Source organism: Paeniglutamicibacter sp. (assembly GCF_046714615.1).
In the GTDB taxonomy this organism is placed as follows: Bacteria; Actinomycetota; Actinomycetes; order Actinomycetales; family Micrococcaceae; genus Paeniglutamicibacter.
Genome location: NZ_JBKKAP010000039.1, coordinates 1 through 17,921, shown reverse-complemented (window position 1 = coordinate 17,921; position 17,921 = coordinate 1). Strand labels below are relative to the sequence as shown.

General features: G+C 65.3%; 16 protein-coding genes. 5 read left to right on the top strand and 11 right to left on the bottom strand.

The features are described from left to right. Positions 1–2 precede the first annotated feature (2 nt). The 3 genes from ACLQ7E_RS04615 (at position 3) to ACLQ7E_RS04605 (ending at position 2,315) form a co-directional block, all read left to right on the top strand. The gene (locus ACLQ7E_RS04615) at positions 3–848 is read left to right on the top strand and encodes a fumarylacetoacetate hydrolase family protein (RefSeq protein ID WP_411731384.1); all 846 of its coding nucleotides are present in this window, start codon (positions 3–5) and stop codon (positions 846–848) included. Between the two features lie 189 nt (positions 849–1,037). Further along, positions 1,038–1,502: a ribonuclease E activity regulator RraA gene (rraA, locus tag ACLQ7E_RS04610; RefSeq protein WP_411731383.1), complete on the top strand. Its 465-nt coding sequence runs from the start codon at positions 1,038–1,040 to the stop codon at positions 1,500–1,502. 159 nt (positions 1,503–1,661) lie between these two features. After that, positions 1,662–2,315: an SDR family oxidoreductase gene (locus ACLQ7E_RS04605; protein WP_411731382.1), complete on the top strand. Its 654-nt coding sequence runs from the start codon at positions 1,662–1,664 to the stop codon at positions 2,313–2,315. Between the two features lie 125 nt (positions 2,316–2,440). On the opposite strand, the gene ACLQ7E_RS04600 is transcribed toward ACLQ7E_RS04605, so the two are convergent. Together ACLQ7E_RS04600 and ACLQ7E_RS04595 are read right to left on the bottom strand one after the other, a co-directional pair. Further along, the gene (locus ACLQ7E_RS04600; RefSeq protein ID WP_411731381.1) at positions 2,441–3,061 is read right to left on the bottom strand and encodes a class I SAM-dependent methyltransferase; all 621 of its coding nucleotides are present in this window, start codon (positions 3,059–3,061) and stop codon (positions 2,441–2,443) included. A gap of 183 nt (positions 3,062–3,244) precedes the next feature. Continuing rightward, on the bottom strand, positions 3,245–4,090 hold the full coding sequence (locus ACLQ7E_RS04595; RefSeq protein ID WP_411731380.1) for an HpcH/HpaI aldolase/citrate lyase family protein: 846 nt from the start codon (positions 4,088–4,090) through the stop codon (positions 3,245–3,247). A gap of 208 nt (positions 4,091–4,298) precedes the next feature. Between ACLQ7E_RS04595 and cycA the strand changes: the two genes are divergently transcribed. Continuing rightward, positions 4,299–5,774, top strand: coding sequence for a D-serine/D-alanine/glycine transporter (cycA, locus tag ACLQ7E_RS04590; protein WP_411731379.1), 1,476 nt, complete (start codon positions 4,299–4,301; stop codon positions 5,772–5,774). A 113-nt stretch (positions 5,775–5,887) separates the two neighbouring features. Here the strand turns inward: cycA and ACLQ7E_RS04585 are convergent, their stop codons facing one another. The 8 genes from ACLQ7E_RS04585 to ACLQ7E_RS04550 all read right to left on the bottom strand — a co-directional run bounded on the left by ACLQ7E_RS04585 (position 5,888) and on the right by ACLQ7E_RS04550 (position 14,961). Continuing rightward, entirely contained in the window at positions 5,888–6,331 is a 444-nt protein-coding gene (locus tag ACLQ7E_RS04585; RefSeq protein ID WP_411731378.1) for a hypothetical protein, read from the bottom strand. Positions 6,332–6,348: 17 nt separating this feature from the next. Further along, complete coding sequence (locus ACLQ7E_RS04580; protein ID WP_411731377.1) at positions 6,349–6,822, bottom strand: DUF4262 domain-containing protein; 474 nt, start codon at positions 6,820–6,822, stop codon at positions 6,349–6,351. Between the two features lie 155 nt (positions 6,823–6,977). Further along, the gene (locus tag ACLQ7E_RS04575; RefSeq protein WP_411731376.1) at positions 6,978–8,378 is read right to left on the bottom strand and encodes an NtaA/DmoA family FMN-dependent monooxygenase; all 1,401 of its coding nucleotides are present in this window, start codon (positions 8,376–8,378) and stop codon (positions 6,978–6,980) included. Further along, complete coding sequence (locus tag ACLQ7E_RS04570; protein WP_411731375.1) at positions 8,375–9,631, bottom strand: acyl-CoA dehydrogenase family protein; 1,257 nt, start codon at positions 9,629–9,631, stop codon at positions 8,375–8,377. Before ACLQ7E_RS04570 ends, ACLQ7E_RS04575 begins: the two co-directional genes overlap by 4 nt. Further along, positions 9,628–11,337 (bottom strand): dipeptide ABC transporter ATP-binding protein, encoded by a 1,710-nt coding sequence (locus tag ACLQ7E_RS04565; protein ID WP_411731374.1) that lies wholly within the window; start codon positions 11,335–11,337, stop codon positions 9,628–9,630. Before ACLQ7E_RS04565 ends, ACLQ7E_RS04570 begins: the two co-directional genes overlap by 4 nt. After that, the gene (locus tag ACLQ7E_RS04560) at positions 11,337–12,302 is read right to left on the bottom strand and encodes an ABC transporter permease (protein WP_411731373.1); all 966 of its coding nucleotides are present in this window, start codon (positions 12,300–12,302) and stop codon (positions 11,337–11,339) included. Before ACLQ7E_RS04560 ends, ACLQ7E_RS04565 begins: the two co-directional genes overlap by 1 nt. Then, positions 12,299–13,321 (bottom strand): ABC transporter permease, encoded by a 1,023-nt coding sequence (locus ACLQ7E_RS04555; RefSeq protein WP_411731372.1) that lies wholly within the window; start codon positions 13,319–13,321, stop codon positions 12,299–12,301. Before ACLQ7E_RS04555 ends, ACLQ7E_RS04560 begins: the two co-directional genes overlap by 4 nt. After that, positions 13,318–14,961, bottom strand: coding sequence for an ABC transporter substrate-binding protein (locus tag ACLQ7E_RS04550; RefSeq protein ID WP_411731371.1), 1,644 nt, complete (start codon positions 14,959–14,961; stop codon positions 13,318–13,320). Before ACLQ7E_RS04550 ends, ACLQ7E_RS04555 begins: the two co-directional genes overlap by 4 nt. Before the next feature lie 443 nt (positions 14,962–15,404). Here ACLQ7E_RS04550 and ACLQ7E_RS04545 point away from each other — a divergent pair, with 443 nt between their 5' ends. Next, positions 15,405–16,832 (top strand): LLM class flavin-dependent oxidoreductase, encoded by a 1,428-nt coding sequence (locus ACLQ7E_RS04545; protein WP_411731370.1) that lies wholly within the window; start codon positions 15,405–15,407, stop codon positions 16,830–16,832. Positions 16,833–16,932: 100 nt separating this feature from the next. Here ACLQ7E_RS04545 and ACLQ7E_RS04540 read toward each other — a convergent pair whose 3' ends face one another. Continuing rightward, entirely contained in the window at positions 16,933–17,736 is an 804-nt protein-coding gene (locus ACLQ7E_RS04540) for a Gmad2 immunoglobulin-like domain-containing protein (protein ID WP_411731369.1), read from the bottom strand. Between the last annotated feature and the right edge of the window lie 185 nt (positions 17,737–17,921).

Sequence of the window (17,921 nt, the reverse complement as noted above, 5' to 3'; positions counted from 1 at the left end):
GCATGAAACTTGCTACGTTGCGCCGGTCCGGTGCGCCCGAAAACACCTTTGCCGCCCTGATCACCGAGAAGCACTTCACGGAGCTTGAGGGCTTCGCCGACGTGGGCGCGTTCCTGGCCGCCGACGCGCAGGCGCGCACCGCCGCCCTGGGTGCGGCGGCCACCGGCACCGCCGCCGACCTGGCGGAGGCCGACTACGCCCCGCTGATCACCAACCCGGCCAAGGTGTATTGCATCGGTTTGAACTACCGCAACCACATTGCGGAGGTCGGCAAGGAAGAACCCGAGTTCCCCACGGTCTTCACCAAGTTCGCTTCCTCGCTCGCCGGTGCCAACGACGAGATCGAGATCCCGGCCGAGGACCACCGCATCGACTGGGAGGGCGAGCTGGCCGTCATCATCGGGGAACCCGGACGCCGCATCACCGAGGCCGATGCCCACAAGCACATTGCCGGCTATGCGGTCTCCAACGACGTTTCCATGCGCGGCTACCAAGGCCGCACCTCCGAGTGGACCCAGGGCAAGTGCTGGGATGCTGCATCCCCGTTGGGCCCCTGGCTGGTCAGCCCCGAGGACTTCGCCGCGGGCGCGAAGATCACCACGCGCGTAAACGGCGTTCTCGTCCAGGAGGACTCCACCGCCGACCTCGTTTTCTCCCCCGCCGCGCTGGTGGCCTACCTCTCGGTGTTCAATGAGCTGCGCCCGGGCGACGTGATCCTCACCGGGACCCCTGCAGGCGTGGCCCTGGGTCGGCGCAACGAGGCCGGACGCCACCCGTGGCTGAAGACCGGGGACGTGCTGGAAACCTCCATCGAATCCCTGGGCACCAGCCGCAACACCTTCAGCTAGAAACCGCCGATCCCGGCGAGAGCCGGGCGCAGTGGCGGATGCCTTCGCCGCTGCGCCCGGGGCCACGGCCGGTCCAGCAAGAAACCATTGGCCGTCGCCGCTATCGACCGGGGCAGGGAAGCACCCGGCGGCCCGTTGCCGGCGTAACACCGGGTGGACATTTCGCATGCGAATCGTAGGCTGGGGCACATGACGTTTACCACCTGCGACCTCTTCGACAACGATGAAACCCTGCAATCGGTTTCCCTGCAATTTGAAAACCTCGGTGCCCACCCCCGCTTCAGCGGGCCGGTGCGCACGGTGCGCTGCTACCGGGACAACGGCCTGGTCAAGTCCCTGCTCAATTCCCCGGGCGATGGAGCGGTGCTGGTTGTCGACGGCGCCGGGTCGCTGGAATCCGCGCTGATGGGCGACATGATTGCCGCCGCCGCGGTGGAAAACGGCTGGGCGGGTGTCGTGATCAACGGTGCGATCCGCGACCGCGTGGCCCTGGCAGACACGCCGCTGGGCATCAAGGCCCTGGGCTCGAACCCGCGCAAGAGCGCCAAGGACTCGGTTGGTGCGGTGGACTTGGTGGTGACCTTTGGTGGGGTCACGTTCACCCCGGGAGCCATCCTCCACTCGGACGAAGACGGCATCCTGGTCACCGCCTGATCTGGCCAGTCGTGGCCCCGGCCCCTGGTTCACTGACGGGGCCCTCAGGGCTCCGCGGGAACAAGCCGCGCCCCGTCTTTGTTCTTGTGTAGGCTCGAACGCAGGAACAATTCCGTGGCCACTGCCACGGTGCAGAACCAAATGAGGGGCAGGAAATTCATGAAGGTCACGATCATTGGCGGCCACGGCAAGGTCGCGCTGCTGGCAGCCGCCCAGTTGGCCCAGCGCGGGGACACCGTCACCTCGATCATTCGCAATCCCGACCACATCACGGATATCGCCGCCACCGGTGCCACGGCCCTGGTGCTGGATGTCGAAAACGCGACGGCCACCGAAATGGCCGAGGCCTTCGCGGGCGCCGACGCGATTGTCTGGTCCGCCGGTGCCGGCGGCGGCAACCCCGACCGCACGTACGCGGTTGACCGCGATGCCGCCATCCGTTCCATGAACGCGGCCGAGATCGCCGGAACCAAGCGCTACGTCATGGTCTCGTTCCTCACCGCCGCCACCGAGTACCTGGTGCCCCTGGATGACCCGTTCTACCCGTACATGGCCGCCAAGATCGCCGCCGACGAACACCTGCGTGCCAGTGCCCTGGACTACACCATCCTGGGACCCGGGGCCCTGACCCTTCAGGAGCCGACCGGGCGGCTGAAGCCTAACCCCGACCCTGCCTCCGACACCTCGACATCCCGGGCCAACACCGCACTGGCCATCGTGGCGGCACTCGATGAGCCGGCAAGCATCGGCCGCACCATCAACTTCAGCGACGGGGACGTCCCGGTCGCGCAGGTCATGGCCGAGGGCAACTAGTCAAGCCGTACACCGCGCCGTGAACCGCACGCGGCGCGCTTCGCGGAGGGCTGCGTCAGCAACCTGGACCGGAAGCCTGCGCTGGCCACCCGCACTGGCACGAGTAGCCGCCGGCGCAGGGCGTCTCAGTATGAGGTTGCCACACCCAGGCTGAGCGCGCTCTCGAAGCGCGGGGCACCGGGGAGGTAGAACGTATCCAGCTCGGTGATCTCAAACCCGGCCTCGCGAAGCAGCTGCTCGATGGAGCGTGTGAGGTGGCAGCCTCCATCAAGCAGCTTCTGGATGGGTTCGAACCTTCGCTGGAAGCGTTGGACCTTTTCATCGGGTGCCAGCCCGTGTTCCAGGAAGTGCAGCGCCCCTCCGGGCTTCAGGACTCGGCGGACCTCGGCCAGTGCCGCTGCGGCATCCGGGATGGTGCACAAGGTGAAGGTGCTCAGTGCGGCATCGAATTGGCCGTCGGGCTCAGCCAGCTCCTGGGCGTCCGGCGACCCGCGAAGTATCCGCAGGGGCGAGGACGCCCGCACGCCGGCAGAGAGCCTCCACGCGGTGTCGGAGGGGTCAATTGCCACCACCTCGGTGGTGGCTGACGGGTAGTGGAGAACGTTGCTTCCCGAGCCGAAACCCAGTTCCAGCACCCGCCCGCCAAGCCCCGTGCACACCCTTTCGCGCAGCGGGGCCAAGGACTCGTTCCCGCACGCGAATGCGATGAGGCGCGGCAACACGTGCTTCACATAAGGATTGGCCATCAAGCCCAGGCCTTGGATCGTTTGGATCGTTCTTCGCCCATGCCAACAGTCTCTTCCCGCATCGTCGCGCAATCAAGGGAACGACGGTCTGCCACTCCGCATAGGACAAAAGAAAAAGGTCTGGCAGCCGCGCCGTGATGCGCAGCTGCCAGACCCGTCGTCACCCGGAGGCGACGGAAGGTTTTAGGCGTTCCACAATCCGTAGGAGTCGGCCAGGTCGGCGATCTTCTGGGCACGGGCCAGACGCGGCAGGTAGGAACCGTCGCCCACAGTGGCACCTGCCGCGTGGGCGTCAAGCATGTCGTGGGCCCAGGACAGCTCATCCGTGCTGGGCGAGAGACCCAGGTTGATCTCATCGACCTGGTTGCGCGAGAGCGACAACTTGCCGGTCATGCCCATCGACGCGGTGATCGCGGAGTCGGCCAGGACCTCTGCTGCGTCGGCGCCGGGAGCCGACGGGCCATCGATGGCACCGGGGAGCTTGCCCACGCGCGATGCCACCACGAGCTTGCCACGGGCATAGGCCAGGGCGAGCGGGTCACCGGAGACGCCGGTGTCCTTGCGGAAGTCATTCACGCCGAAGGCCAGGCGGAAGGTGCCGGGGGCTGAGGCAATGGCGGTGGCGCTTTCGATGCCAAGAGCGGATTCGATCAGGGCGAGCACCGGAGTACCTGCCTGGAGTCGCATGGCCGTGTAGGTGACCTGCTCCGGCTTTTCGGTCATGGCAAGCATGACACCACGCAGGCCTGGGGCCTTGGAAAGGGCGGCCAGGTCCTTGGCCCAGAAGTCGGTATCAATCCCGTTGACGCGGACCCAAGCGGTCATTCCGGTGGAAAGAGCCTCGACCACGGCATCGCGGGCGGCATCCTTCTTGTCGTCGGGAACCGCGGCTTCCATGTCGAAAATGACCGAGTCAGCCTCGGAGGCCAAGGCCGGCGCAAAATCCTCGGGCTTGGCTGCATTAACAAGGAGCCAAGATCGGGAAAGTTTTGCGGGAAGGTTAGCTGCGCGACGGTTACGGAATGCCATGCCTCCAGCCTACCGACTTCGCGCGCCAAGGTACCAACGCGCGAAGTACTGCGGGCACACAAAGCCGCGAAAGATCATGAAATTCCGTGTTGGTGTGACCAACTCGACGCACATGTTTCACACGTCACCTAAATTGAAGTAAGGTTTTTGAGGCCCTGTATCGGCCGTCACAGCAAAGCACCACCTCTCCTCAAGGATCGTCAGCACCATGACAGAACAAACGCTCGACAAAGCCCAGGGCGGAGAGTCCCCCGACGGCAATCCGCCGCTCGAACGGGCCCTCTCCAACCGCCACATCCAGCTCATGGCCATTGGCGGTGCCATCGGCACGGGTCTGTTCATGGGATCGGGCAAGACCATATCAGTGGCCGGCCCGTCGGTCATTTTCGTATACATGATCATCGGCTTCATGCTCTTCTTCGTCATGCGTGCCATGGGTGAATTGCTGCTGAGCAACTTGAAGTACAAGAACTTCGGCGACTTCGCCGGAGACCTCCTGGGTCCGTGGGCCTCGTTCTTCACGGGTTGGACCTACTGGTTCTGCTGGATCGTCACCGGCATCGCCGACGTGGTCGCGATCGCCCACTACGTCGCCTTCTGGTGGCCGAACCTGGCCCTGTGGATCCCGGCGGTCCTCTGCATCCTGGTCTTGCTGGCCCTGAACCTGCCCACGGTCCGAGCCTTTGGCGAGACCGAGTTCTGGTTCGCGCTGATCAAGATCATCGCCATCATGGCCCTGATCGTCGTAGGCCTGGTCATGATCATCATGAGCTTCGAAACCGATGGCGCACGCGCCTCCTTCACCAACCTGTGGGAGCACGGCGGCATGTTCCCGACCGGCTTCATGGGCTTCGTCGCAGGCTTTCAGATCGCCGTATTCGCCTTCGTGGGCATCGAACTGGTCGGCACCGCCGCCGCGGAAACCAAGGACCCGGAGCGGAACCTGCCCCGCGCAGTGAACTCCATCCCGATCCGTGTGCTGCTCTTCTACGTCGGTGCCCTGGTCATCCTCATGGCCGTCCGTCCGTGGACCAGCTACTCCGCCGACGAGTCCCCCTTTGTTGGCATGTTCGCCCTGGCCGGCCTGGTCGGCGCGGCAGGTGTGATCAACTTCGTGGTGCTCACCTCGGCGACTTCCAGCGCGAACTCGGGCATATATTCCACCTCGCGCATGGTTTATGGGCTGGCTCGCGAGGGCGACGCACCCAAGGGTTTCGGCAGGCTTTCGAGCCGCAAGGTCCCGAAGAACGCGCTCATCTTCTCCTGCATGTTCCTGCTCGCCGGAGTGGCCCTGCTCTACGCGGAGGGCTCAGTGGCAGAGGCCTTCACCTTGGTCACCACGATCTCGGCGCTGTGCTTCATGTTCGTGTGGTCGATCATCCTCATCAGCTACATCGTCTACCGCCGCCGCCGCCCGGAGCTGCATGAGGCCAGCAAGTTCAAGATGCCCGGCGGATTGTTCATGCCCTACGTGGTGCTGGCCTTCTTCGGCTTCATCATCTGGGCACTGACCACCCAGCCCGACACCATGATGGCCCTGATCTTCACCCCGATCTGGTTCATTGCGCTGGGCATCGGCTACCTGATGCTGCGCCGCAACCCGGAGCACGCGGCAATGCGCGCCGCTCACGACGCCAAGGTCGCTGCCGAACATGCCGCACGCAGGGCCCGCCTGCGCGCCTAGCACCCCCGCAACACGTCTAGACGGCGGTTGAGGTAACCCGATTCACGGGTCATCTCAACCGCCGTCTTTCGCATTGGCCGCGGAAGCCGGCCCTGCTTTCAGGGCCCGGGACGTCAATTTAGGCAAATCGGCTGGGCGTTTTTCCGTTCGGTTGGGTCCGGAGAACAGGGAGCGACCTGCAGCAAGGAAAAATTTGGTCCGTAAAGCCCGAGGCTCACGTTGCACTGCGCCTTGTACAGGGTCTCGGGCACCAAGCGCACCCATTGTCCATGGAATTCGAATATGTCGCCTTCCCCGTAGCTGCCGCCGCGCGCCAGCAATGTACGGACCAGATGATGCATCAAGCTCGGGGTCCCTTGGGGAAATTCGGTGAAATCCTCCATCCCCGCAATCAACTCGGGAAGGCCCTTCTCCGTCAGCCCAACCGAGTAGCAAACTTCCTGCCGGTGTTCCGAGTCTGCATCGTTGATGACGCAGTAGTCTTCCCGGGCGATCTGTTCTCGAGTCGGTTGCAGCACCGCCAGGCTTTCGGGATCCGCGGCTGGTCCAAACAGCATTTCCTTGCCCCTTATCTTCAACGTTTTCCGCCCGCGACCGGCCTGTAACCGGCAGGGGCGGCGACGGACTTGAACATCACTGCCGGCGTGGATGACGGCACCTCGCGATCCATGAAATGGATTTCCAGCACCCGTGTTCCGTGCCCGTAGCGGGCGTAGGCGCCGAGGGCGAACTTGGTGGCCCCGTGCATGGTGGAGAAGTATAGTTTTTGTCCGTTGGACCAGTCGGCGGTGTGGCCGTTGTCGAAGTGCTCGTGTCGGCGGACCACCGACATCGCAAAGCCGTTGAGCATCGCGTTGGTGTCGTTCATGTCCTGCCCTCGGACCAGGAACTCGGGCTCGCCCAGCGCCGTGAGCCCCATGGTGTAGCCAAAGCAGCGGCGCTGGTTGGGGTCTTCCACATACTGGATGGCCCAGCCGTGCTGCTCGATCAGGTTGTTGATGCTTCGTTGGACTTCTTCGGCCGACCACCCGTCGCACTCGAGGCACATGGTTCCTGCTCCTTGGTTCGTCTTGATGTTTCGCTGACATCACCAAGTGTTCGCCGATCCAAGGGCATTTTGGGCCCTCATTGAAAATTGTGGATAACTTTCTGCGGACACGAAAACGGCGCATGGCGCTTGCGCCGTAACCTGCGGGGGTATGGTTAGGCTCCGGCCGCCACGGCTTGCTCCTTGCGCGCACTTCCGTTGGGCCCGAAGGCGCCACGGTAGGCCGCACCCGGATGGTTATCGGGCAGCCGGTCGCTCCCGAAGATCTTGTTCCGCAGCGTGCCGGGCTCGTACTTCTTCTTCGCCAGCCCGCGCTCCTGCAAGGCGGGCAGGATGCGCTCGTTGAATTCCAGGTAGGTGCCGGGCAGGCGCCAGTTGATCACGTTGATCCCGTCGATCCCCGCGTCCTGCCAGGCGACAAGCTGGTCGGCGATTTCCTCCGGGGAACCGGCAACGATTCCCCGTTCGATACGGGCCTGGGCCAGGTCGGCCAGGGTGGGCTCGCGGTCCAGGGTCGCCTGGCGCAGCCAGTCAACGTGTCCCTGTCCCCCGTTGTTGGGGATGCTGCGCAACTCGGTGTCCTCGGGCAGGCGCGTGCCGTCGGGCAGGATCCCCAGCGAGGAGTGGGTCAGGTAGCCCACCACCGAGGAGTAGTTTGCGTGCTCCTCGCGCTTGGCGTCCAGCTCCTTGTGCGTGGAGCCGACGATGAAGCTGATCCCCTGGAAGAATTTGATGTCTTCCGGTCCGCGGCCCGCACGGACAGCCTCGGCGCGGGCATTTTCGGTGTGCAGCCTGGCCACGTCCGGATTCGGCGGGCCGATGAACACGGCCTCGGCGTGCTTGGCGGCAAATTGAATGCCGCGCGGCGAGCCACCGGCCTGGAAGAGCAGCGGGGTGCGCTGGAGCGAAGGGGCGGGCAGGTGCGGCCCCTCGACCCTGTAGCGTGCGCCGACGTGGTTGATCTTGTGGATCTTCGACGGGTCCGAATAGCGCCCACCTTCCTTGTCCACCAGTAGCGCGCCCTCGTCCCAGGATCCCTCCCAGAGCTTGTAGGCGACATCCAGGTATTCGTCCGCCCAGTCGTAGCGGGCGTGGTGTTCAGCCAGGGCATCGAAGCCGAAGTTCCGCGCCGCGTTTTCCTGCGTGCTGGTCACGATGTTCCACGCGATGCGGCCTTTGGAGATGTGGTCAAGGGTGGAAACCTGGCGGGCGAAGTTGAACGGATGGTTCTGCATCACGTTGGAGGTGTAGGCCAGCCCGATGTCCTTGGTGGCCACGGCCAGGGCGCCGAGGAGCACCGCGGGATCGTTGGACGGGATCTGCAGCCCCTCGTGGACGTTGTCGACGTATTGGCCGTCGGCCGGGCCGTAGAGCCCGGTGACGTCGGCGAAGAACATCGCGTCGAAGAGGCCCTCCTCCAGGGTCTTGGCCAGTTCGATCCACAGGTTCACGTCGTTGAATTCGTGCTGCCGCGCCTCGGGGTGGCGCCACTGGCCGTGGTGGATGTGGCTGGCGGTGTTCATCAGGAAGGCGTTGAACAGCAGGGGCTTGCTCATGCGTTGGCTCCGTTCGGGGCGGTGGTTCCGACGTAGATGGGTGTGGTGCGGTGGTCCCCGGTCAGCCGTTGCTGTCCCACGGCGCGGGCCCGGTAGATCACCGGGTTGTGCTGTCCCAGCACCCGGGCGTTGCGCCAGTGCCGGTCCAGCCCGCGGGTCTCGGAGGCGGCGGAGGCGCCTCCGACCTCGAAGAGCCGGTTGGCCACCTCCAGGGTCTGCTCGACAATGAAGATCTGGGCCTCGGAGAGTTCGGTGTCCAGTTCGGCTGTGGCTCCGGCGTCGAGATTGCCGGCAGCCGACAAGACTGCCGCATTCTGGATACGCGCGCCCACGGCGTCGAGGACCGCATCGATCGCGAACACCGTGGAACTGATCCGACCCACAACTTCTTGCACCAGCGGGTCGCGCTGCGGGGAATCTCCCACCCCGTGGGAAAACGCGCGTTCCCGCCCGCGGACATAGTCAACCGCGTCGCGGCGCACGGCGCGGGCGATCCCGCCCAGGGCCACCAGCAGGATCGCCTGGACATAGGCTGCCCCGAAGCCGACCCCCTCCACGCCGCCGGAGGCATCGATGTTTTCGGCGGCGACCTCGACGTTGCTGAACCGGGTGGTGCCCGAGGCGGTCAGCCGCTGGCCGAATCCGTCCCAGTCATCCACCAGTTCCACGCCGGGGGCGCTGCGGTGCACGCTCACCCGCACCGATTCGCCCGTGGCGGTGTCGGCGCTGACCTTGATCCAGTCGGCGTAGAGGCTGCCGGTGCTGTAGTACTTGGTGCCGTTCAGGACCGTGCGGCCCTCTTCCTCGGTGAGCACCGTGGAGTTGGTTCCCGGCGCATTGCCCTTCTCGGTGGTGGCGTTGCCGAACACGTCCCCGGCCACCACGCGCGGCAGCCAGCGCTCTTTGGCCGCGGCGTCGGTGCCGGAGACCAGGGTTTCCACGGTGGTGAAGTGTGCGCGCAGCGCCTGGACCAGGTTCGAGTCAGCGGCACCGAGTTCGCGCAACAGCAGTAGCGATTGGGCCAGTGTGGCTCCGGAACCGCCGAATTCCAGCGGAACCCGGATCGCGGTGAAGCCCGAGCCTTTGAGCAGGGACACCGCGTCGTGGGCCAGGGTGCGGGTGGCCTCGCTGTGAACCGTGGTGGCGGCAATGGCAGCGAAGACCGGGGCGAAGCGCTCCAGCAGGTCCTTGGTTGCCGGCGGTTGCTCGGTGAGCCCGTGGGCCTGGACAGGACGTTCAAGGCTGACGGTCATGATTTTCCTCCGGTCAGGGTGGTGTTCAGCCGCGGGGCGGCGGCAAGAAGTTTTTTGGTGTAGTCCTCGGCCGGGTCGGCGAAGACCTCGGAGGTGCGTCCGGCCTCGACAACCCGGCCGGCCTCCATCACGACGATTTCGTCGCTCACGTGCTGCACCACGCCCAGGTCGTGGGAGATGAAGAGGTAGCTGAGCTTGAATTCACGTTGCAGCTCATCAAGCAAATCCAGCACTTGGGCCTGGATGGAGACATCCAGCGCGGAGACCGGCTCGTCGCAGATGATCACGACTGGTCCCGGGGCCAGCGCGCGGGCGATGGCAATGCGTTGGCGTTGCCCGCCGGAGAGGCGCAGCGGCAGCCGGGATTCCACCGAGGCGTCAAGGCCCACGGTTTCCAGAAGCCGGATGACCTCCGCGCGTCGTTCGGTGCGGGAGAGCGCTCCGCCCTGGGGCAGAGCGTCGCCCAGGATCCGGGCGACGTCCCATTGCGGGTCGAAGGAGCCCAGCGGGTCCTGGTAGATGGAGGTGATGTGCTTGCGTTGCGGACGGCGCTGCTTCTCGGACAGTGCGCTCCACGCTCGGCCCAGCAGCCGCACTTCCCCTGCATCCGGAATCGTGAGACCCAGGGCCATTCGTGCCACCGTGCTTTTGCCCGATCCCGATTCCCCCACGATCCCCAGCGTTTGTCCGCGGTTCAGGGCGAAGGAAACATCGGCCACGGCAACGCGTTCGCTGCCGTCGGGGTTGCGGTAGCTCTTGCGCAGTTTCTCGGCCACCAGGACGGGAACCGTTGGGTCGCCGGTCGCGTTGGCCGCGCGCTGCGCACCGATCAGCGCGTGCTGGCGCACGGAAATGCCCGTGCCGGCAGGTGCAAGCCTGGTGCCGCGCGGCTTGTCGGTGGGAACCGCACGGAGCAGGCGTTGGGTGTATTCGTGCTGTGGGTTTCCCAGCACCTGGGCAGTGGTCCCGGTCTCGACGATTTCGCCCTTGCGCATCACCGCGATGCGGTCGGCCAGCGTGCCGACCACCGCGAGGTCGTGGCTGATCAGCAGCAGCGAGGTGCCAGCCGCCTTGCGTTCGGCCAGCAGGTCAAGGATCTGTTGCTGAACGGTGGCGTCCAGGGCCGTGGTTGGTTCGTCGGCAATCAGCAGCGCCGGGTCCAGGGCAATGGCCGCGGCAATAAGTGCACGTTGGCGCAGGCCCCCGGAGAGTTCCCCGGAGCGCTGGCGGATGCGCTGTTCGGGTTCCGGGATGCCAACGGACTCCAGCAGGTCCAGCACCTTGGCCTGCCGCGCCGCGGGCGAGAGCCTGGTGTGGATGCGCAGCGAGTCGGCGATCTCCCGGCCGATGGGCCGCAACGGGTCAAGGGAGACCAGCGCGTCCTGCAGGACGTAACCGATCCGTGCCCCACGCACCGTGCGCCACGCCCTGTCGCTATTGCGGCGCAGGTCCTTGCCCTGCAGCTGCAGGGTCTGGGCCGCGATGTCCGCGTTGGCGCCGGTCAGGCCAATGAGGGTGCGGGCGGTCACAGACTTTCCGGATCCGGATTCGCCGACGATGGCCAGGCATTCACCGGCGTGGATCTCGAAGTCCACGCCGTGGACGGTGGGTGTTGCATTGTGCATGGGCCCGAAGGCGATTTTCAGGTCCCGGACCTTGATGACGGGTTCGGTGCCGGTGGCCGTGTTCGACGTTGGTTGCGACATTACTTGTCCTTGAGCTTGCGTTGGATGCCGTGGCCCAGCAGCGTGGTGGTCGCTGCGCTGAGCACGATGAACAGGCCGGGGAAGACCGTCAGCCACCAGGCGTTGCCGATGTAAAGCCGGCCCAGGGAGAGCATGGAGCCCCATTCGGGATCCGGCGGGGTGGCACCCAGTCCCAGGAAGCTCAGCGAGGACGCCCACACAATGGCTTGCCCGACCCCGAGGGTTCCCAGCACGAACAGCGGAGCGGCGACGTTGGGAAGGATGTGGTTGCGGATGATGAAGGCGCGGGAGCGACCCTGCACGATCGATGCCTCCACATAGCCGGAGTCGCGCACCGAGAGCACCTGCGAGCGGATCATCCGGGCGTAGCCGGGTGCCGCGGACAGGCCCACGGCGATGGTGGTCGTCACGACGCCGGGACCCAGGATGGTGATGACCAGCAGCGCCAGCAACAGGCCGGGGAATGCGAAGAGCACCTCCAGGAAGCGGGACACGCCGAAGTCCACGGCGCGGGTGCCAAGCCCGGCGATGGCCCCGAGCACCACGGCCAGGCCGAGCCCGATGACTGTCGCCAGCACGCCGATGAGCAGCGAGCTGCGCGCCCCGTGGATGACCCTGGAGAACACGTCGCGCCCGGATTCGTCGGTGCCGAACCAGTGGGCGGCGCCCGGGGCGGTGAAGGCCTCGGCCGGGTTCATGTCCAGCGGTCCGCTGGGCGCCAGCACCGAGGGGATAATGGCCGCGGCGATCAGGCCCAGGAGGAACACCAAGGGAACGATGATCCCCGGTTCCAGTCCGCGCCCGAGCCGACGGACCGTGCCGGCAACGAATGCGCCCGAACGAGAATCCGAGGCGGTCGACGGGAACTGGGCGGACGGTGTTTCAATGACTGTGGTTTGGGTGCTTTGGGTCATGGCTTCCTCCGGGTCGGTGATGGTCCTGGACAGGTGCGCCGGCGTGCTCATGCCGCACGCAGCCGGGGGTCGGCCAGCCGCTCGGCCAGGTCGCTGAGCAGGGTGACGATGATGTAGATGGCGGCAACCAGCACCACCACGCCGAGCACCACGGGCACGTCCCGCACCAGCACTGACTGCAGCAGGGTCCGCCCGATGCCCGGCCGGGCGAAGACGGTTTCCACGACCACGGCCCCGCTGATCAGCGAGCCCATGGCCCAGCCCGAAAGCCCGATCCCGGGAAGCGCGGCATGGCGCAGGGCGTGGCGCAGGCTGAGCGAGACCTCGGATTCGCCGCGGGCCCGGGAGGAGATGGCGAAGGGCGAGTTCATGGCCGTGAGCATTGATTCGCGCATGACCTGGCCGAGGAACCCGGCCAGCGGTATCGCCAGGGTGAGCACGGGCAAGATCAACCCTTCAATTCCCGGTGCGCCGCTGGTGGCCGGAAGCCACTGCAGGTTCACGCTGAAGACCAGGATGAGCAGGCTGCCCAGCCAGAAATGGGGTACAGCGGCAGAAACGACTTCCAGCAGGTTTCCCACGATTGTGGCTGCCCTGCCGCCGCGTGCCGACCACAATGCCAACCCGAGAGCCAACACCCAGGCTGAGGCCAGCGCCAGGATCGCGAGCACCAGGGTATTGCCAAGCTGATCGCCCAACACTTGTGCCACAGGTTCCCTCAGCTGGTATGAATTGCCGAGATCACCGGTCACGAGTTTGCCGAGGTATGCGCCGTATTGGACCAGGATCGGTTCATTCAAGCCGTTCAGTTCCCGGGTCAGCTCACGCACCTCTTCTGTGGCGTTGTTGCCCGGTCCCCCGAGCAATGCGTCCACCGGATCCCCCGGCACCAGGCGCATCGCGAAGAAGGCAAGCGTGGCAACCGCCCAAAGGACGCCCGCGGCTCCGAGGATACGAAAACCTGTCAGCCGAAGTACCGGCCTCAGCCGTGAACGGCCTGCATTCGAATCGGAGGCGTCGGAAACTGCGGCTCGGGTCGATGGACTGGGGTTCAAGGTTTCGAGGCTCATGATCGGTCCAACCAGGTGTCGTAGAAGGTGGGCATGCCCAGTGGGGAGAGAAGCTTGATTCCTTCGACGTCCGAGCGGATGCCAAGGCGCGTCTGCTGGTCGAAGATCGGGAGCGAGAGGTACTGCTTGTCGATGAGCTGCTGGGCCTTGGCATAAAGCTCGCCACGCTGCTTTTCGTTCCCGGTGGTGGCGGCCAGGCGCAGGGCCTTGTCGATGTCGTCCGCTGGCGGCCCGCTCAGGCCATTGTTGTTGGCGTGGTAGCCGCCCTTGATGACCGAGGGGATGTGCGAGGAATCGTAGACGATGTTCAACACGGAGGGTGAGTTCTTGGTGTAGTACAGCGGCGAGAGTCCGTAGTCCCAGGCGTAGCGCCGGGCGTTGAAGCTTGCCGGCTCCTCTTGGCTGATCAACAGTTCGAATCCGACGGCCTTGGCACTTTGCTGGAATTGCTCGAGCACCGAGACAGGGACCAACACCGCGTCGGACTGGATCACGGTGGTCGAGAGCCGTTGCCCGTCCTTGGTCCGGTATCCCTCGGAGTCCCGGGCGCTCCAGCCGGCCGTATCGAGGAGCCTGCTGGCCTTCTCCACGTCGGTGGAATAGGCGTCCGGGTTTTGCCGGTTGAATTTCGTGATGCTGCTGAGCACGGAATTCGAGCGCGGGACGGTGCTCATGAAGATGCTCTTGAGGGCCGCGTCAACGTCCACCGAGCGCACGAGCGCCTCGCGGACCCGCACGTCGGTCAACGGTCCGGTCGTGGTGTTCAGGGTCAGGTTCACGACGTGTCCGGGCCTGGATCCGATCAAGGTGTCCAGTGCCGGGTCGGCATCCGCTGCCACTGCGTTCTGCGGCTGCAGCACATCGATCACGTCGACCTCCCGGGACTGCAAGGCGGCAAATCGTGCAGCGTGGTCCGGCAGGAAGCGCCAGTTGATCTTTTCGAGGTAGGCGGGTCCCGAGTGCCCGGCCGTGGGTGACGGGGTGTGGTAATCGTCGTTGCGGGTGAGCACGACTTCCTGCTGCTTGGACCAGCTTTCGACCTTGAACGGGCCTGTGCCCACCGGCGAGAGGCAATTTGCCTCGGCCCCGCGTGCCAGCGCCTTCTGGGATTGGATCGGCACCCAGACCTGGGCAAAGTGCTCAAGGAGCGCGTTGTCGGGTTCCGAGAGGTGCAGCCGAGCGGTGAACTCGTCGACTTTTTCAACGGAGGCCACCTTTTCGACGGCCAGGATGCCCGTGCTCGAGAGCGTCTTGGGATCCTTGATGTAGGCGACGTTCTCGATGATGGTTTCGGCGTTGAGCTGCTGGCCGTCGGTGAAGTGGACGTCCCGGCGGACCGTGATGTCCAGGGCCAGCCGGTCTTTTGACCATTTCCAGCTCTTGGCGAGCCAGGGGCCGATTTCGCCCTTTTCGTCCTGGAAGAACAATGGTTCCAGGTACTGGGTGGAGACCAGCGCTTGTGGGACATTGCCTGAGACAATCGGGTCGAGGCAGGCCGGTTCGGTGTCGCCCGTGGCGTACACCAGGGTGCCGCCGGAAACCGGTTCGCTGGTGGGGCCGCTCGCCGAATCCGCGTGGACCGCACCGCCGCAGGCAGTCAATGCCAACAACGCGCCAACCGCGGCGAATGCGAACGGCACGCGCTTCTTGAGGTTCCTTGCGGTTGCGGCGGGTGTTCTGTCCGCGGAACGGGAGGACCTTGTTGGCTCTTCCCGGTACGCCGGCTGGCGGTTTTTCACGGTGGTGCTCCTGTTTGTCGTGGGGTGCGTGGCTGGGGTCCCATGGACCTGAACCTGTTTGGCGCGATGCCTGAGACAGTTCTATCCGTGACCCGGAGCGCGGCGCCAGCACGGAGACGTGGACCCTTTGCATGGGTTCTTAACCCTCAACGCGGCGTCACATCCCGACATCGAGGACGCTTCACAAACGACTCAGATCGACACAAGTGGACATGTGACGACCCGGCACTTCGTAATCTTCCGGGCCGGGGTTCGTGACTGCAAGCATCGATGCAGACCAGCATTGCCGGGGGCGCCAAGCCACCGACGTTCAAGATTTTCCGTGGACCAAAGGGAGTAACACAGTGGGCAAGCCACTTCATTTCAATGCATTCGTCATGAATACGACGAGCCACATCCACCACGGCCAGTGGCGTCGCCCGGACGCCGGTCAGACCGAATTCAACGACGTCAACACATGGATTGATTTGGCGCGGACCCTTGAAGCGGCAAAGTTCGATGCAATGTTCTTCGCCGATGTCTCGGGGCTGTATGGAGACTCGGACGCCGACTTCGACGTCTACGCGAACGAAGGCCTGCAGATCCCGTCCAACGATCCCACCGTGCTCCTCGGGGCCCTCGCGGTAAGCACCAAACACATCGGCCTGGCGACCACCTCCAACGTGGTGCAGAACCACCCTTACAACTTTGCCCGGCAGATTTCCACGCTCGACCACATTTCCGGTGGTCGGATCGCCTGGAACATCGTCACCGGCATCAATGACAATGCCTCACGCAACTACGGCCTGCCGCAGCTGACCGACCACGCCGAGCGTTATGCCTGGGCCGACGAGTATGTCGATGTCGCCTACAAGCTCTGGGAAGGTTCCTGGGATGCGGAGGCACTGATGCAGGACAAGGAGAACGGGGTCTACTCCGATGCTTCGAAGATCCACAAGATCTACCACGAGGGCCAGCGCTACCGGGTCGAGGGGCCGCACCTGCCCTCTCCCTCGCCCCAGCGCACCCCCCTGTTGTTCCAGGCCGGTTCCTCTGTCTCGGGTCGTGCCTTCGCGGCGCGCAATGCCGAGGCCACCTTCATCATTGCGCCTTCGCCGGCCATCGCTGCCGAGCTCATCAGTGACACCCGCCGGCTGGCCGTTCAGTACGGACGCAACCCGGAGGACATCAAGTTCTTCCAGGGCCTGTCCTTCATCATTGGGGACACCGAAGCCGAGGCCAGGGAAAAGGAGGCGTATTACGACAAGTTCGTGAGCGTCGACGGCTACCTGGCCCATTCGGCCATCGTGGACAAGACCGGACGCGTCTACCCGCCCGAAACGCCGATTGCCGACCTGGACACCAACACCGGCAAGGGCTTCTCCGAATGGGTGTCCAAGCACATCACCGATCGCGAGCCGGTCGTCGCTGACATCGCCTGGCTCCAGGCCCGCAACACCCGCGTGGTGGGAACCCCGGAACAAATCGCCGATAAAATCGAGCAGTGGCAGGCCGCAGGCGTGGACGGCATCAACGTCATCAACTGGGTGATCCCGGGTTCCTTCGAGGAGTTCGCCGACACGGTCCTTCCCGTGCTGCGTGAACGCGGCCTGGCGCAGAGCGAATACGCGCAAGGAACACTGCGCGAAAAGCTGTTTGGCGACGGTCCCCTGCTCAATGAGCGCCACCCGGCGGCCGGCTACCGCGGCGCCTTCGCCTCGGGTCCGACCAGCTGGGAAGAGGCCGAAGCCAAGCGCAGCCTCGATGCTCCGCGCCTCGGCGTGGATTCCTGACCCGGCGGAACCACCTCACCCGCCCCCGCCGAAATCCGGTCCGTCTGGCGGCCGGCATGCCACGTCAGTGGAGCCCCCGAAGACACCTGATCGATGAGGTCTACGGTTGGGCGGTGAACCCGACCGGCACCGCGGCGGCCGTCCACACGCTTCCGTCCTGGGCGCTGGACACGAACAACAGCAGAACGCCGGTACCGGTGCCGGGGTTTTCCCACTGAATGCTCCCGCTGAACGGCGCCAGGTCGGGCCCGGATCCACCCATGACGATCCCGGTACCGAGCGGCTCCACCGTCCCGTGGGCATGGACCTCGACATTCACGGTTGCCTCGAAGGCGCGCGAAGATCCGGAAAGCGCCACCGGGGAGCTGATCAGGGCACTGGCCACCGGCACATCCAGCTGGATCTCGCTGCTGGCCGCCCCGATGGCGTACCACTGGCCGTCGGAAAGCTGCCGCAGCAAAACGGTGGTCACTGCTCCGTCCGCGACGGGGCGGACTTCCAACTCACCTGAGCGCGAATCCCCCTGCATGAATTCGCCATAGACCGGGTCGGTGAACCCGGCGAAGTCCTCGGCGAATCCGCCGGCCGCGTCTTGAGGGGTCCCATAGCGCAGGGCGCCTCCCGGATCCGGCCAAATGACTGTCGCGGCCTCGCCGGCGGGCAGCGAGGCCGGCGGGGTGCCGGGCAAGTCCGATGCACTCGCCGTCGGCGACGGTGCCATTGATGTGGCGGAAGGGCCGGGAGAGCTGGGCGACCCGGTCGCATCCGGGCCGTCCTGGCCAGGGCCGCCGGCCTGTTGCATCAGCAGGATCGCGATCCAGACAGCGGCCGCCACGAGTGCTGCGACAAGCACTACGACGACGGTTTTACGGCCACGGGCGGACGGTGCTGGGTTTTCGTTCATGCGTGCACCGTAACAACGTGTACGCCGCGCAAACAAGTCCGGGCAGGCCGCATTTCGGTGACGTTTTCGGTGCACACCACGGCCCCGGCAAGCGCCTGCGGCGTATCGGCACAGGAGCCCGTTTCGCTCCCCGGAGCGGATGGGTCATTGGCCCCGCACGGCTCCGGCCCGGCTACCCCGAGGGG

Bases quoted from the DNA above. Each gene is read 5' to 3' on its own strand.
- ACLQ7E_RS04605 (WP_411731382.1), top strand. From the start codon at position 1,662: ATGAAGGTCACGATCATTGGCGGCCACGGCAAGGTCGCGCTGCTGGCA.
- rraA (WP_411731383.1), top strand. From the start codon at position 1,038: ATGACGTTTACCACCTGCGACCTCTTCGACAACGATGAAACCCTGCAA.
- ACLQ7E_RS04560 (WP_411731373.1), bottom strand. From the start codon at position 12,302: ATGAGCACGCCGGCGCACCTGTCCAGGACCATCACCGACCCGGAGGAA.
- ACLQ7E_RS04570 (WP_411731375.1), bottom strand. From the start codon at position 9,631: ATGACCGTCAGCCTTGAACGTCCTGTCCAGGCCCACGGGCTCACCGAG.
- ACLQ7E_RS04540 (WP_411731369.1), bottom strand. From the start codon at position 17,736: ATGAACGAAAACCCAGCACCGTCCGCCCGTGGCCGTAAAACCGTCGTC.
- ACLQ7E_RS04615 (WP_411731384.1), top strand. From the start codon at position 3: ATGAAACTTGCTACGTTGCGCCGGTCCGGTGCGCCCGAAAACACCTTT.
- ACLQ7E_RS04580 (WP_411731377.1), bottom strand. From the start codon at position 6,822: ATGTGCCTCGAGTGCGACGGGTGGTCGGCCGAAGAAGTCCAACGAAGC.
- ACLQ7E_RS04565 (WP_411731374.1), bottom strand. From the start codon at position 11,337: ATGTCGCAACCAACGTCGAACACGGCCACCGGCACCGAACCCGTCATC.
- ACLQ7E_RS04585 (WP_411731378.1), bottom strand. From the start codon at position 6,331: ATGCTGTTTGGACCAGCCGCGGATCCCGAAAGCCTGGCGGTGCTGCAA.
- ACLQ7E_RS04595 (WP_411731380.1), bottom strand. From the start codon at position 4,090: ATGGCATTCCGTAACCGTCGCGCAGCTAACCTTCCCGCAAAACTTTCC.
- ACLQ7E_RS04575 (WP_411731376.1), bottom strand. From the start codon at position 8,378: ATGAGCAAGCCCCTGCTGTTCAACGCCTTCCTGATGAACACCGCCAGC.
- ACLQ7E_RS04600 (WP_411731381.1), bottom strand. From the start codon at position 3,061: ATGGCCAATCCTTATGTGAAGCACGTGTTGCCGCGCCTCATCGCATTC.
- cycA (WP_411731379.1), top strand. From the start codon at position 4,299: ATGACAGAACAAACGCTCGACAAAGCCCAGGGCGGAGAGTCCCCCGAC.
- ACLQ7E_RS04555 (WP_411731372.1), bottom strand. From the start codon at position 13,321: ATGAGCCTCGAAACCTTGAACCCCAGTCCATCGACCCGAGCCGCAGTT.